General features: G+C 62.9%; 12 protein-coding genes. 11 read left to right on the top strand and 1 reads right to left on the bottom strand.

The window, feature by feature from the left end; genetic code table 11:
- Positions 1-45: 45 nt before the first annotated feature.
- The 6 genes from ACLRGI_RS10575 (at position 46) to ACLRGI_RS10550 (ending at position 7,442) form a co-directional block, all read left to right on the top strand.
- Entirely contained in the window at positions 46-579 is a 534-nt protein-coding gene (locus ACLRGI_RS10575) for a DUF5666 domain-containing protein (RefSeq protein WP_419201616.1), read from the top strand.
- Between the two features lie 805 nt (positions 580-1,384).
- Positions 1,385-2,419: an ABC transporter permease gene (locus ACLRGI_RS10570; RefSeq protein WP_419201615.1), complete on the top strand. Its 1,035-nt coding sequence runs from the start codon at positions 1,385-1,387 to the stop codon at positions 2,417-2,419.
- Positions 2,420-2,460: 41 nt separating this feature from the next.
- Positions 2,461-3,384 carry a carbohydrate ABC transporter permease gene (locus tag ACLRGI_RS10565; protein WP_419201614.1) on the top strand — a complete coding sequence of 308 codons (924 nt, stop codon included), beginning with the start codon at positions 2,461-2,463 and terminating at the stop codon, positions 3,382-3,384.
- A gap of 69 nt (positions 3,385-3,453) precedes the next feature.
- Positions 3,454-5,112 carry a type 2 periplasmic-binding domain-containing protein gene (locus ACLRGI_RS10560; RefSeq protein WP_419201613.1) on the top strand — a complete coding sequence of 553 codons (1,659 nt, stop codon included), beginning with the start codon at positions 3,454-3,456 and terminating at the stop codon, positions 5,110-5,112.
- A 55-nt stretch (positions 5,113-5,167) separates the two neighbouring features.
- Positions 5,168-6,211 carry a LacI family DNA-binding transcriptional regulator gene (locus ACLRGI_RS10555; protein WP_419201612.1) on the top strand — a complete coding sequence of 348 codons (1,044 nt, stop codon included), beginning with the start codon at positions 5,168-5,170 and terminating at the stop codon, positions 6,209-6,211.
- A 16-nt stretch (positions 6,212-6,227) separates the two neighbouring features.
- Positions 6,228-7,442 (top strand): Gfo/Idh/MocA family protein, encoded by a 1,215-nt coding sequence (locus tag ACLRGI_RS10550; RefSeq protein WP_419201611.1) that lies wholly within the window; start codon positions 6,228-6,230, stop codon positions 7,440-7,442.
- Positions 7,443-7,477: 35 nt separating this feature from the next.
- On the opposite strand, the gene ACLRGI_RS10545 is transcribed toward ACLRGI_RS10550, so the two are convergent.
- A complete protein-coding gene (locus ACLRGI_RS10545; protein ID WP_419201610.1) occupies positions 7,478-8,413 on the bottom strand; it encodes a LysR family transcriptional regulator in 936 nt (311 codons plus the stop codon).
- Positions 8,414-8,521: 108 nt separating this feature from the next.
- Between ACLRGI_RS10545 and tdh the strand changes: the two genes are divergently transcribed.
- The 5 genes from tdh to ACLRGI_RS10520 all read left to right on the top strand — a co-directional run bounded on the left by tdh (position 8,522) and on the right by ACLRGI_RS10520 (position 14,390).
- The gene (gene tdh / locus ACLRGI_RS10540; RefSeq protein WP_419201609.1) at positions 8,522-9,568 is read left to right on the top strand and encodes an L-threonine 3-dehydrogenase; all 1,047 of its coding nucleotides are present in this window, start codon (positions 8,522-8,524) and stop codon (positions 9,566-9,568) included.
- 47 nt (positions 9,569-9,615) lie between these two features.
- Positions 9,616-10,809, top strand: coding sequence for a glycine C-acetyltransferase (locus ACLRGI_RS10535; RefSeq protein ID WP_419201608.1), 1,194 nt, complete (start codon positions 9,616-9,618; stop codon positions 10,807-10,809).
- Positions 10,810-10,945: 136 nt separating this feature from the next.
- Positions 10,946-12,043 carry an NAD(P)/FAD-dependent oxidoreductase gene (locus ACLRGI_RS10530; protein ID WP_419201607.1) on the top strand — a complete coding sequence of 366 codons (1,098 nt, stop codon included), beginning with the start codon at positions 10,946-10,948 and terminating at the stop codon, positions 12,041-12,043.
- Positions 12,044-12,054: 11 nt separating this feature from the next.
- Positions 12,055-13,284 carry an imidazolonepropionase gene (hutI, locus tag ACLRGI_RS10525; RefSeq protein ID WP_419201606.1) on the top strand — a complete coding sequence of 410 codons (1,230 nt, stop codon included), beginning with the start codon at positions 12,055-12,057 and terminating at the stop codon, positions 13,282-13,284.
- Between the two features lie 188 nt (positions 13,285-13,472).
- Positions 13,473-14,390, top strand: coding sequence for an SIS domain-containing protein (locus ACLRGI_RS10520; protein ID WP_419201605.1), 918 nt, complete (start codon positions 13,473-13,475; stop codon positions 14,388-14,390).
- Positions 14,391-14,397: the final 7 nt, after the last annotated feature.

Below are 14,397 nucleotides of genomic sequence, written 5' to 3'. Positions count from 1 at the left end.
CAACTGCGAGCTACTTTTTCTTAACGACGGGCGCACAATGGATGCATGGCCACTTTCAGACCAGGCCTGCGGAAAGGCCTCATCGCCGGCGGGATCGCCGTCGCACTGACCAGCGGCGGGGCGGTCGCTGTGTGGGCGGGCACCCAACCCGGCCCAGCGCCGTCGAGCTCTTCTGCTACTCCCGGTCCGTCCGCTCCGGCGAAAGCCAAAATCAACGAGGGGCGCGGGCAGGCTATCCATGGCGAGCACGTCGTGAAGCAGCAGGACGGGACCTACCGCACGGTTGTCACGCAGTCAGGAACCATCGAATCGGTCACCGCATCAGAAGCAACTGTGACGAGCGAGGATGGCTTCAGGCAACGCTATCTGATCAACGCCGAGACGCGGATCACCAAGATTCCGGCCGACCTTTCCCAGCTTAGGAACGGCCGGGGTAAGCCTTCGCTGCCAACCGCCACGGTCGCAGACCTCAAAGCCGGCGACACGGTTAGAATCAGCGGCACCAAGGACGGCGACAACGTGGCCGCGACAAAGATTGTGGCTGGCGAACTTTTGGCGGAGTCAAAGGCCACGGACTGAAACGCGGTCACGGCCCTAAGTAATTGGAGCTTCCGTAGTTTAGACCGCTACTCTCCTGAAGCCGTGGCTGCCGCTGGCTGGTTCCGGCGTGTTGGAACTCCGCACACGGAGGTTGTAGCGGTTGCGGTGCCCTTTCCGCCGTGCGCACCCGTCGTGCTCCTGTGGCGCACCCTTTTCCGCCGTGCGCACCCGTCGTACTCCTGTGGCGCACCCTTTTCCGCCGTGCGCCCCCGTCGTACCCCTGTGGCGCACCCTTTTCCGCCGTGCGCACCCGTCGTACTCCTGTGGCGCACCCTTTTCCGCCCTGCGCGCCCGCCCTTACGGGGTCGACCGGCGGGAACGGGTGCGGGGAGAGTGGAACTCAGGCGGCGCCACGTGCGGCTCGCCCTTTCCCCGGGGCCAGCCGTTTCTCGAAGGCACCCCCAACGCACTCCTTGTCGCCCCAGGCACCCGTTTCTCAAAGGCACCACCAGCGCGCCCGGTTGCGCCCCAGGCGCCCGTTTCCGCCGTGCGCCCCCGTCGTACCCCTGTGGCGCACCCTTTTCCGCCGTGCGCACCCGTCGTACTCCTGTGGCGCACCCTTTTCCGCCGTGCGCCCCCGTCCTTATGGATGCGCACGGCGGAGGGGGCGCGGCGTCCCGGGCGTACCAGTTGGCCGACCCGTGAGTGATGAAAAGTGATTTCTACGCTCAGTTTCGATCAACATCTTGCAATGGAGATGGACGTCACTTATGGTTTGTTAAACGGTTAACGAGCGTGGCCCGAATCACATTACTGGTTCAGGCTCAGCACTTGAGGAGACAACATGAACTCGACGACGGAACAGGCTCCGGCATTGCCCGAAGCTCGCCGAGTCCCGGGCCCGCCAGGTGGAAACGCCTCCGGAGCCGGCCTGAAAAAGCGGAAGAGGAACAAGATCCAGCAACAGAGTTTCCGCTCCCGCCTGCGTCGCGACAAGCAGATGCTGCTCATGATGCTCCCGGGTATCGCCTTTCTGCTGCTGTTCTTTTACATCCCCATCCTCGGCAACGTCATCGCGTTCCAGGATTACCAGCCCTACCTCGGCATCGGAGACAGCCTCTGGGTCGGCTGGCAGAACTTCGTGGACCTGTTCGGCAACCCGGACTTCATCCACGCGTTCTGGAACACGCTGTACCTGGCCGCCTGGCAGTTGGTTTTCCTGTTCCCCGTGCCGCTGGTGCTGGCCCTGATTGTGGACTCACTGATCAGCACCCGGGTCCGGCGGATCTTCCAAAGCATCGCCTACCTGCCGCACTTCCTGTCCTGGGTACTGGTCATCGCGTTCTTCCAGCAGATGCTGGGCGGGGCAGGCTTCGTCAATAACCTTCTGCGTGACTGGGGAATGGATCCCATTCCCTTCATGACCAACCCGGAAACCTTCCCCGTCATGGTGGTCATCCAGATGATCTGGAAAGACGCGGGCTGGGCAATGATCATCTTCCTGGCAGCCCTGGCCAGCATTGACGCGTCGCTCTATGAAGCTGCGGCGGCGGACGGTGCCGGACGCTGGCGCCGGATGTGGCACATCACCCTCCCCGGGTTGAGGCCTGTGATCGTGCTCCTCTTGATCCTGCGCATCGGGGATATTCTCTCGGTCGGTTTCGAGCAGTTCATCTTGCAACGCGACGCAGTAGGCGCCGGAGCTGCTGAAGTGCTGGATACCTTCACCTACTACACCGGCGTAGTGGGAGGCGGCTGGAGCTCGGGCGCAGCGGCCGGCCTCGCCAAGGGCGTGGTGAGCGCGCTGCTGATCTACGGCGCCAACAAACTTGCCCACCGCTTCGGCGAAGACGGAATCTTCGCAAAACAAGTGCGCTGAAAGCCACGCTGACCCCCGCGCCGCTGCACAAGGAGAACCCCATGGCAACAACACTTTTCACTAGGAAATCCCGCGAGCTGACCTACAACCCCAAGCGCCCGGTCTGGAAGGAAAAGCCTTCCGCCCTGTATCAAACGATCAAGGCAGTAGTACTGATCGTGTTCAGCCTGTCCATCCTCACACCCATCCTGCTGGTGGTCTCGACGTCCTTGGCTGACACTGAACAACTCGTGAAGGCCGGCGGTTTCGTTCTCTGGCCCGAACGTCCCACGCTGGAGGCCTACGCCACCATCTTCAAAGGCCCCATGGTGCTGCAGTCTCTTGGTGTGAGCATGCTGATCACTGCCGTGGGCACCATCCTGGCGCTGTTCGTGACCATCACCATGGCCTACGCCACCAGCCGCACGGTCTTGTTTGGCCGGCCGGTGATCCTCGCAGTCCTGTTTACGCTCCTGTTTGCGCCGGGACTGATCCCGTCGTTCCTGATGATCCGCCAACTTGGACTGCTCGACTCCCTGTGGTCGCTGATCCTCCCGGGAATCTTTGGAGCTTTCAACTTCGTGGTCATGCGCTCGTTCTTCATGAACATCCCCGGCGAACTGATCGAAAGCGCCAGGATCGACGGCGCCAACGACTGGCAAATCCTGTGGCGCATCGTGATGCCGCTGTCCAAAGCCGTGATCGCCGTCGTCGGACTGTTCTACGCGGTCGGCTTCTGGAACTCGTTCTTTAACGCCTTGCTCTATATCAACGACCACAGTAAATGGCCCATCCAGTTGCTGCTCCGCAACTTCGTGGTCCAAGGCAGTGGCGCAGCCGACCAGCTGGGAATCACTACCACTCCGCCACCGCAGTCCATCCAAATGGCAGTGGTCGTGGTGGCGCTCGTCCCCATCCTGATGGTCTACCCATTCCTCCAAAAGCACTTTGCCAAGGGTGTGATCACCGGCGCCGTCAAGGGATAGCGCAGCTTTCAAAAGACCAAGCACTCGAAATCCTCAGAAATGATGCAAGTAAGCAGAAAGGGTTATGCCATGACGAGCACTACCTCTCAGGCTGGATTCAGCCGCCGCGGTTTCCTTGGCCTCGCAGGCCTGGCCGTGACCGCTGCAGGATTGTCCGCCTGCGGTGGAGGCGGAGCCACGAGCAACGGAGGCGCCGCTGCCTCCGCTTCGGTGAAGTTGCCCACCTACAAGGAATTCACCGGCGTTACCCCGGACATTGCTGGTAACGCCAAGGGCCTCCAAGCGGGCTACTTCAAGCTGCCCACTTCCGTTCAGTCCGTCAAGACACCGCCGCTCAAGGGCAAGGTGACCGGCCTGACCGAAACCTTCGAGACCATGAGCCCAGGCTTGAAGGACAACCCCTTCTGGCAGCGGCTCAACGCGAAGCTCGGTGGCGACCTGGAGCTCCAGATTGCCGAAGACATCGGAGACGGCTACCCGGCCAAGTTCGCCACCGTCCTTGCCAGTAACGATCTCCCGGACATGATGTGGGTTCCGCCGAACCAGGGCATCCCCAACGTCGGGCCGATGCTGGAAGCCAAGTTCCAGGACCTGACGCCGTATCTCTCCGGTGACGCCGTCCTTGAGTACCCCAACCTGGCCGCACTCAAGCCGGATTCCTGGAAGACCGCCGTCGTGAACGGCAAGATCTGGGGTGCGCCCATCCCGAGTACGCCGTTCGGCCAGGTGTACCTTGGGAACCAGGATATATGGGCCAAAGTGGGCGGCTTCGAGGCGAGCAGTGCAGATGAATTCCTGGAGAAGGCCAAGGAGCTCACCCGCCCGGGCGACCAGAAGTACGCGCTGGAACCCGCCTACATCAACGCCCTCCACATGGTTACCGGCTGGTTCGGTGCCCCGAACAGCTGGGCTGTCAATAAGGACCGCACCCTCACGCACCTGTACGAGACCGACGAATACCTGGCCGGAGTGGAGTTCACGGCAAAGATGTTCGCGGCGGGTGTCTTTTACCCCGACTCCAAAGCAACTGACATCCGTTCCCGCGTAGCCAATGGCAGCGTGGCGGCCCAGGTTGTGGTGGGTCCACACGATATCCGGAGCTATCGCGCCCTGAACAAGGACGCTCAGTTCGACTTATTGATCCCCTTCAGCGCCGACGGCAAGGTCAAACCTGTGTACGACATGGGTTACGGAACAGTGGGCTTCACCCCGTTCAAAAAGGCCGAAGAGGGCAAAATCCGCGAACTGCTGGCGCTGATCAACTATCTGTCCGCGCCCTTTGGCACGGTGGAATACATGCAGAAGAACTTCGGCGAGCTGGGTCAGGACTACACCATCGACGCCTCGGGCAACCCGGCCCGCACCGAAACGGGAGCCACCAATGCGCCCGGCCTGGTTTCGGCGTTGAACATCATGTCCAGCCCGGAGAACGTCATTTTCAACCCGGGCTTCGACGACGACACACGGTACGTCAGCCAGCAGGAAGAAAAGCTGCTCGAGTTCGCGTGGCGCAACCCCACCAACGGTTCCTACTCGGACACCAACGCCAAGGTAGGCGCCAAGATCACCAAGCAGCTGCGCGACAAGGTGGTGGACATCATCACCGGTCGCGCCAAGATCGACGAACTCAAGGATGCGGTCAAGCGCTGGAAGAGCGAAGGCGGCGACAAGATGCGCGATGAGTACCAGGCCGCGTTGGACCCGAACGTGCCCGTATTCAGGAGCTAGCCTCAAACCAACATCGAACCAACGCGCATGGACAACGAACACAGCAGGGGGAACCATGGCAAAAGCGAGCAACACCGGAGTTAGGCCCACCATCCGTATGGTGGCCGAAATGGCGGGCGTCTCCACAGCCACGGTTTCCTATGTCTTGTCGGGCCGCCGGGGCGATGGCGGACCAGGAGTGTCGGATTCGACGGCGGAAAAGGTCAAGGCAGCTGCGGAGCAGCTTGGCTACCGCCCCAACCAGGCAGCCCGGGCTATCCGGACCGGCCGGACCAACACAGTGATCCTGTCGCTGACCATGCTGTCCGATCCTTGGTCGTTGTCCGTCATCGAGGCGGTGCAGAAGGCTGCAGCCCCCTTGGGAATTACGCCGATGATCCTGGGCGACGCCGATTGGGTCAAGGTACTCGGTACGCACAACGCCGATGCCGTGTTCGTGGACGCGGTCCGTCCTGACCAGAGGGATGCCTTGCGCAAGCTCGCGGAGCACGGAACCACACTGGTGGTCTTTGATGAAGAGGTGCAACCGGAAGGCTTTGACGTCATCCGTTCCATCGCCGGACCCGGATGCCGTCTGGCCGTGGAGCACCTGCTCCACGGCCACCGGAAGGTTGCTTGCCTGACCCCCGCATCAGTTGCGGGAACGTCGGGCGGCACCAGGTACCGGGCGTATGCCGAGGCGTTGGAGGATGCGCAAATCCAGAAACGCGAGGCCTATGTTGGCTTGTTCGATGGCACCAGCGCGGGGGCTTACGCAGCCGCAACCCGGCTACTCAGTTTGCGTGACCGGCCCACTGCCATCTACGCCACCACGGATTACGCGGCGGTCAGCGCCATCAACGCCGCACAACGCCTTGGCCTGGCGGTAGGTGCGGACGTGGACATCATCGGTGTGGGTAACACCGTTGAGGGGGAACGGATGTCACCGTCGCTGAGCACCGTTGGTCCCGTTGACTTCTTCGACAAACTCGCCCGGCTGCTCCTTCACCGGGCATCGGGACAAACAGAGCCGGAGGCGCCCGGCGTCCTGGACTTCCCCTGGCACTTGTTCGTCCGCGAATCGGCGCCGCACCGCAGTGCCGCAACCAGACTTTACTAAGAACAGCAGAAGGAAATTGCACACCATGGAAAAGGATTTGAAGGTCGGCATAGTGGGTTTCGGCCTGCGTTCAGGGCTGTGGAAGCATGCCCACAAGCCTGGCCAGGGCTCACAGGTCACCATCGTCTGTGACCTCAGCGAACGTGGCCGGGCAGATGCCGCGGAACGGATCCCCACGGCCCGTGTCACGGGGGACCTTGAAGAGCTCCTGACCAGCGGAATCGACGCCGTCCTGGTCCTGACCCCCGATAACCAGCACGCCGCCGTCGCCGTCCGAACGCTTAGGGCAGGCATCCCCACCTTCTGTGAGAAGCCGCTGGACATCACAGTGGAGGCCGCGGACCGGATCCTGGCGACGGCCTACGAAACCGGCACCCGCCTGTACGTGGGCCACAACATGCGGCACATGCCGGTTGTAGTACAGATGCGCCAACTCATCGAAGACGGCAGGATTGGAGAGGTCAAGGCGATCTGGTGCCGGCACTTCGTGGGCCACGGGGGCGATTACTACTTCAAGGACTGGCATGCCCAGCGGGCAAACGTCACCTCGCTGCTGCTTCAGAAAGGTGCCCATGACATCGACGTGATCCACTGGCTTGCCGGCGGCTACACAAAGCGGGTTGCCGCCGTCGGCGATCTTGCGGTCTACGGCGACGTCGGCAACCGCGGCAATAACGCCGGCAAGCGCATGGGGGACTGGTTCTCCTTGGACAACTGGCCGCCCACCGAGCAGAGGGACCTGGCGGAGGTGATCGACGTGGAGGACATCTCCATGATGAACATGGTGCTGGACAATGGCGTCCTGGCTTCCTACCAGCAGTGCCACTTCACTCCGGACTACTGGCGCAACTACACCGTCATCGGGACCAAAGGGCGGATCGAGAATCTCGGCGACGGGCCGGGCGAAACCATCAACTTGTGGACCAGCCGGACATCCGGCTTTGCCGCGCCGGATGATGTCATCACCATCAAGGACGGCGAAGGTGGCCACGGGGGTGCAGACCCGGTTTTGATCGAGGAATTCCTCCGCTTTGCGTCCGACGGCGGCCAGACCCGGACAAGCCCGATCGCAGCGCGACAGGCTGTGGTGGCGGGGATTCTTGCCGCCGAATCCCTGCGGGGCGACGGCTCGGCGCGCGAGGTACCAGAGCTCCCGGTCGAGCTTGTGGAGTACTTCGACGCCGGCCAGCCCGCCCTGGTCCGCGACGGACCGGACTGCGGGCTAAATTAGGGCTAAATGCGGGCTAAATGCGGGCTAAGTGCGGGTCAGCGGGGCCCGGATAGCTCCACAAGCTCGGTCATGACGGTTTGAAGTGACTCGCAAACCGTCATGACCGATTTCCGCTTGAGCGTTTCGGGTCGGGCGAGGATGTCGATCTTGCGCACCGAATTCACACCTGACAGAGGACGCAGGACCACCCCGGCGTCCAGCACCCGGCGCGCCGTGAAGCGCGGCAGCAGCCCGATCGCACCACCGGCAGAAACCAGCGCCGCAACGGTGGAGTAGTCGTTGATGCGGTGCAGGACGTCGGCCGGCCGCCCACTCACGGCTACGACGGCGGCAAGGACGTCTGCGGGGGAGTAGCCGTCCCGGCTGGTCACCCAAGGCTCATCCACAACGTCGTAGGGCTCCAGCTGGCGCCGGGTTGCCAGCGGATGATCCCCCGGGAGCGCAATGTCCAAAGGCTCGTCGGCGAGAGGAATCACCGCTACCTTGTCCTCCGGCCAGGGCGGGCTGTTGTCCATACGGTGTGCCAGAACCAGGTCATACCGGGCCGCCAACCCCGGGAAATCCTCCTGGGCAACATCCTCATCGGAGAGACGCAGACGAGGCGACTTTCCGCCGTCGGACGCCAGGAGTGCCGCCAACGCAGCCAGCGGGGCGAACAGGGCCTGGCCTGCGCTGTGAAAGGCGCTGACGCTCACGGGCGCGTCGGGCGCGTCGTGGTACGCGCCGATTGCGGCCCGGGCATCTGCCATGGCATTGACGACGGCGGCACCTGCCTCGGCGAGCACGCGGCCGGCGTCGGTCAATACCAAAGCCCGGCCCTCCTTGCGTGTCAGCGGCACATCCACGGACTTTTGCAGCAGGGCGAGTTGTTGGGAAACGGCCGAGGGGGTCACCATCAAGGTCTCGGCCACCGCCTTGACGCTGCCAAGGTCGCCGAGTTCACGGAGCATCTGCAACTGATGGATTTCCATTAGCAAATCCTAAATCGTTGATTGAGAAGAATCTAGTTGTGCTAAATCGTTGGCGGCGCTCTAATGGACTCAGCAGCAGCGAAGCAGCCCCAGCCAGTGAGGAATCCCATGAAGGCTCTCTACAAATCCGGACCCCACGCAGGGTTCGAACTCGTCGACCGTCCCGAGCCCGAATCGGGCCCTGACGACGTCAAGATCCGTGTGATGACCACCGGCATTTGCGGTACCGACCTCCACATCCAAAGCTGGGACGCCTGGGCCCAGGGGATCATCGAAGCGCCGCTCATCGCAGGGCACGAGTTCTACGGCGAAGTGGTGGAAATCGGCGAGGACGTCCGCGACGTCAAGGTAGGGGACCGGGTCTCCGGCGAAGGCCACGTGGTATGCGGAATCTGCCGCAACTGCCGCGCCGGACGCCGCCAGATGTGCATCCACACCGTTTCTGTGGGAGTACAGCGCGACGGTGCCTTTGCTGAATACGTCGTGATCCCGGAAACCAACGTCTGGGTCCACCACGATGACTCCGTCACCCCGGAACTCGGCGCCATTTTCGATCCCTTCGGCAACGCCGTCCACACCGCACTGAGCTTCCCCTTGGTCGGCGAAGATGTGCTCATTACAGGTGCCGGACCCATCGGACTGATGGCCATCGCCGTCGCCCGTCATGCCGGTGCCCGCAAGATCGCGATCACGGACGTCTCGGCTCCGCGCCTTGAACTGGCCCGGCAGATGGGTGTTGACCTCGCCGTCGACGTCTCAAAGATGCGTGTTCGTGAGGCGCAGCAGGAACTGGGCATGCGCGAAGGCTTCGACATCGGACTGGAAATGTCGGGACACCCCACGGCACTGCCTGAGATGATCGACAACATGAACCACGGCGGCCGCATTGCCATGCTCGGCCTTCCCAGCCAGTCCATCGATATTGACTGGGGCAAGGTGGTCACGCACATGCTCACGCTCAAGGGCATCTACGGCCGCGAAATGTTCGAGACCTGGTACGCCATGAGTGCCATGCTGTCCTCCAACCCCGTGCTACACCGCAGCATCTCCGCGGTGGTCACCGACAAGCTATCCGCAAAGGACTGGGAGAAGGGCTTCGAGATCGCCCGCAACGGGACCGGCGGCAAAGTTGTCCTCGACTGGACTGAACTCTAACCAGACCCACGCGGCACCCGGACCCACACACGACTTTAGGAGCACCCATGTATTCAGCCATCAAAGACCAACTGCAGGGCGAATTGGAGGAGATCCGCAGCGCCGGACTCTTCAAGACCGAACGGCACATCGACTCCCCGCAGGCCAGCCACATCGCAGCGGGCCAACTCGGGCAGCCTGCCAACAAGGTCCTGAACTTCTGCGCCAACAACTACCTGGGTTTGGCAGACCACCCGGAGATCATTGCCGCCGCCAAGTCCGCCATGGACGAGCGCGGCTTCGGCATGGCCTCCGTGCGCTTCATTTGCGGTACCCAGGACCTGCACTTGGAACTTGAAACCCGGGTCTCCACGTTCCTGGGCACCGAGGACACCATCCTCTTCTCCAGCTGCTTCGATGCCAACGGCGGCGTCTTCGAGTCCCTGTTCGGTCCCGAAGACGCCATCATTTCGGACTCCTTGAACCACGCCTCCATCATCGATGGCATTCGTCTCAGCAAGGCCAAGCGCTTCCGCTACGCAAACCAGGACATGGCCGATCTCGAGGCCAAACTGGTAGAGGCCGAAGGGTCCCGCCGTAAGATCATCGTCACCGATGGCGTGTTTTCCATGGACGGGTACCTGGCCCCGCTGGAAGCTATCTGCGACCTCGCCGAGAAGCACGATGCCCTGGTCATGGTGGATGACTCCCATGCCGTCGGCTTCATGGGCCCCACCGGCGCCGGTACGCCTGAGCACGCCGGCGTTTCCGAGCGCGTTGACATCTACACCGGCACGTTCGGCAAGGCACTTGGCGGCGCCTCGGGTGGCTACGTTTCCGGCCGCGGCGAGATCGTTGCGATGCTCCGCCAGAAGGCCAGGCCCTACCTGTTCTCCAACTCCCTGGCCCCGGCCATCGTTGCAGCCACGATCAAGGCGATCGAACTCGTGCAGGAATCCGGCGAACTCCGCACACGTCTTTTTGAGAACGCAGCACTGTTCCGCCGCCGCATGAGCGAAGAAGGCTTCGAACTCCTCGAGGGCGAGCATGCCATCATCCCGGTCATGTTTGGTGACGCCGTGGTCGCTGCCAAGGTGGCTGACGAGATGCTCAACAACGGCGTCTTCGTCACGGCCTTCAGCTTCCCTGTGGTGCCCAGGGGCGCAGCCCGGATCCGCGTGCAGCTCTCCGCCGCACACAGCGCGGACGACGTCGAAGCGTGCGTTCAGGCGTTCGTCAAGAGTCGCGCCGCGGTCGCCTAACCACGCTCTCTCACGTCCCGCGGGTTTGCGCCGGACGCTCTCTCACGTCCCGCGGGTTTCCGAGGCGGGATGTGAGCGAGCGTCGCTCCCAAGGGCGCGGGATGTGAGAGAGCGCCCGGTCTGTCAGGATGGTCCCATGGCTTCGAATTATGACGTGGTAATCGTTGGCGGCGGCATTGGAGGGCTCTCCTTGGCTGCGGCGCTTGCAGGCAAGTGCACTGTGGCCCTTGTTGAGGCGGAGCAATCCCTTGCTTTCCACACTTCCTCAAGGTCGGCCCGGCAGCTGATCCCCAGCTACGGTCCGGGCGTGGTCCAGGAGCTGACCATCCGCACCCTTGAAATGCTGTCAGCCCGGGATGCGGAGGCAACCACTCCGATCCTCACGCCAAGGGGTTTCATGCTGGTGGGTGATGAAGAAACCGTGCGCGCCGAGGCAAGCGGCAACATGCACCCCATCTCCCATGACGAAGCCATGCGTCTCTGCCCGGCCCTTCACCCGGAAGCGTTCGCCGCTGCAGGACTGGATAACGGCTCCTTCGGCTGCAATGCCCCGCTGTTGCTCAAGGAGCACCGCCGGACGGCGGAAGCTGCAGGCGTGGACATCGTCACCGGAGCCAAAGTTCACTCGGCCCAACGGCTGGGGAGTGGCTGGCTGCTGGGCGCGGGCACCGAAAGCTTCCAGTCCGGCGTCGTGGTTAACGCGGCAGGTGCCTGGGCGGACGAGCTGGCCGTTATCAGTGGCGTGGAGAAGCTTGGACTGCAACCGTACCGACGGACCGCCGCGATCGTGAACGTTGAGAACCCGTTGACGCCCGAAACCCCCATGGTCTGTGCCGCAGACGACACGTTCTACTTCCGCGCCGAGGGTCATCAAGTGTTGATTTCGCCTTCCGAAACGGTGCCCAGCGGAGCCGAGGACGCCAAGCCCTACCCCGGCGATGTGGAGAAGCTGATCAGCAAGCTCAATACTGTGACCACCTTGGGAATCCGCTTCGTGGACCGAGCCTGGACGGGCCTGCGGACAGAAGCTGCGGACGGAATCCCTGTGGTGGGTTTCGACGCCGAAGCGCCAGGCTTCTTCTGGCTCGCCGGTCAAGGGGGCTACGGTTTCCAAACGTCTTCCGCCATTGCCGGACTGGCGGCCTCACTGATTCTCGGCGAGGTGGGGGACGACAGTCCGGAATCCCGGACAGCAGAGCAGTTGGCAGCCGTGCGCTGGTCCATCCGGCGCTGAACAATAGGGTCATGAGCGTAACCAACCCGACCAGCACCCTGATTACCAACATCGGCGAACTGATGACCCAGGACCTGGAACATCGGGTCCTCAAAGACGCTGCGATCGTCTTCGAAGGCGAGCGCATCGCGTGGATGGGGTCCAGCAAGGACGCCCCGTCAGCTGATGAAAGGATCGACGCCGACGGCCGCGCCGTCCTGCCCGGTTGGGTGGATTCGCACTCGCATCTCGTTTTCGCAGGGGACCGCACCGCCGAGTTCGAGGCCCGAATGGCCGGCGAAAGCTACAGCGCCGGCGGAATCGCCATCACCACAGGCGCCACGCGCAGTGTCAGCGACGACGAACTTACCCGACTGGTGCGGGATCGAGTGGCCGAGGCGGTCTCACAAGGAACTACGTATCTGGAGAGCAAGACCGGCTACGGGCTGGACGTGGAGAACGAGGCCCGCAGCGCCCGCATCGCAGCAGCCGAAGTGGACGAGGTCACCTTCTTGGGCGCGCACTTGGTCCCGAAAGGCTCCGATCCCGAGGAGTACACGGACTTGGTGTGCGGTCCCATGCTGGACGCCGTCCTGCCCCATGTCCGCTGGGCTGATGTGTTCTGCGAGCGGGGTGCGTTCACGGAGGATCAGTCACGCCGGGTCCTCACTGCTGCCCGCAATGCCGGTTTGGGGCTGAGGGTTCACGGTAACCAGCTTGGGGAAGGACCTGGGGTGGCACTGGCTGTTGAGTTCGGGGCCGCGAGCGTGGACCACGTGAACTATCTCTCGGACAAGGATGTTCAGGCGCTCGCAGATACGTGGGCCGGCTGGAATGCAACCGCCGGAACGGGCACGCGCGGTACCGTGGCGACGTGTCTTCCCGCTTGTGACCTTTCCACCCGTCAGCCCTTGGCTCCTGGCCGTGAACTGATCGACGCCGGGGTGCAGATTGCGCTGGCAGCCAACTGCAACCCGGGCACCTCGTACACGAGTTCCATGGCTTTCTGCGTGACCACCGCAGTTCTTCAGATGCATTTGAGCGTCCACGAAGCCGTCCGCGCGGCGACGTACGGCGGCGCTTTGGCGTTGGGCAGGGAGTCCGGGAACGACGTCGACGGCGAACGGGCGGTGGGTTCGCTCGCGGTAGGACATCGCGCGGACCTGCACCTGTTGAGGGCTCCGTCGGCCACCCACTTGGCTTACCGTCCCGGGATCCCGTTGACGCATTCGGTGTGGCGGGCCGGGGTGCAGGCAGTCTGAGGGCAAAGGGAGGGGCGGTGTTCCGGTGGGAACGCCGCCCCTTCTTTTTTGGTCTCGGACTCACTGCCCATTGCGCGCAGATAGTGAAGAGTCTCATCACCCGAATGATCCTTGTGAGATCGAAAATGATCGTTTAGTGTTTCTATAGATCAGAAAACGTCATTAGCTGAGCGGGAGCGGAACACACGATGAGCGAGAACACACTGGGTGCCTTCATGGAAGAAGAGCTCGTATCCCAACCCGAGGTTTGGCAACGTGCTGTGGAGCAGTCCCGCACTGAACAGCTGCTTCCGGCGGACGGCAAGCGTATCGCCGTCATCGGCTGTGGCACGTCATGGTTCATGGCCCAGAGTTATGCGGCTGCCCGCGAATCCGCCGGCAAGGGCGTCACCGATGCGTTTGCCGCGTCCGAGGCCTTCCTGAACAGCAACAGCGCCGATCGGCAGTACGACGCCGTTGTGGCCATCACGCGGTCAGGTACCACCACTGAGGTGCTGGAGATTCTGGCTGAGTTGAAGGGGATCGTCCCCACGGTCGCGATCATTGGTGACACCTCCTCGCCGATCGTCGAACTGGCAGACGCCGTGATCGGCCTCCCATACGCGGATGAGCGCTCGGTGGTGCAGACCCGTTTCGCCACCACGGCGCTGGTGTACATGCTGACCAGCCTCGGTATTGATGTGCAGCAGGCAATCGATGATGCCCGTGATGCAGTGACTGCGCCCGTTTCCCAGGAGCTCCTGGATGCCGAGCAATTCACCTTCCTTGGCACCGGCTGGACGGTGGGGCTGGCTCACGAAGCCGGCTTGAAAATGCGCGAAGCCGTGCAGGGTTGGACCGAGTCCTACCCGGCCATGGAGTACCGCCACGGCCCCATCTCCATCGCAGCTCCTGGCCGGGTCACCTGGTTGTTCGGAACCCAGCCCGAAGGCCTGGAGAACGACATGGCCGTGACCGGCGCCCTCTACATCCACACTGAGAAGCACCCCTTGGCTGAGCTGGCACGCGTCCACAAGGTAACCCTGGAGCGCGCGCGTGTTCGAGGCCTGAATCCGGACCTGCCCCGCAACCTGACGCGCTCCGTTATTCTCGACGCCTCCGCCTAGGCATCCG

It is taken from the genome of Paenarthrobacter sp. PPS72 (genome assembly GCF_048537125.1).
In the GTDB taxonomy this organism is placed as follows: Bacteria; Actinomycetota; Actinomycetes; order Actinomycetales; family Micrococcaceae; genus Arthrobacter; species Arthrobacter nitroguajacolicus_E.
This window is presented reverse-complemented; position numbering and strand designations above follow the sequence as displayed.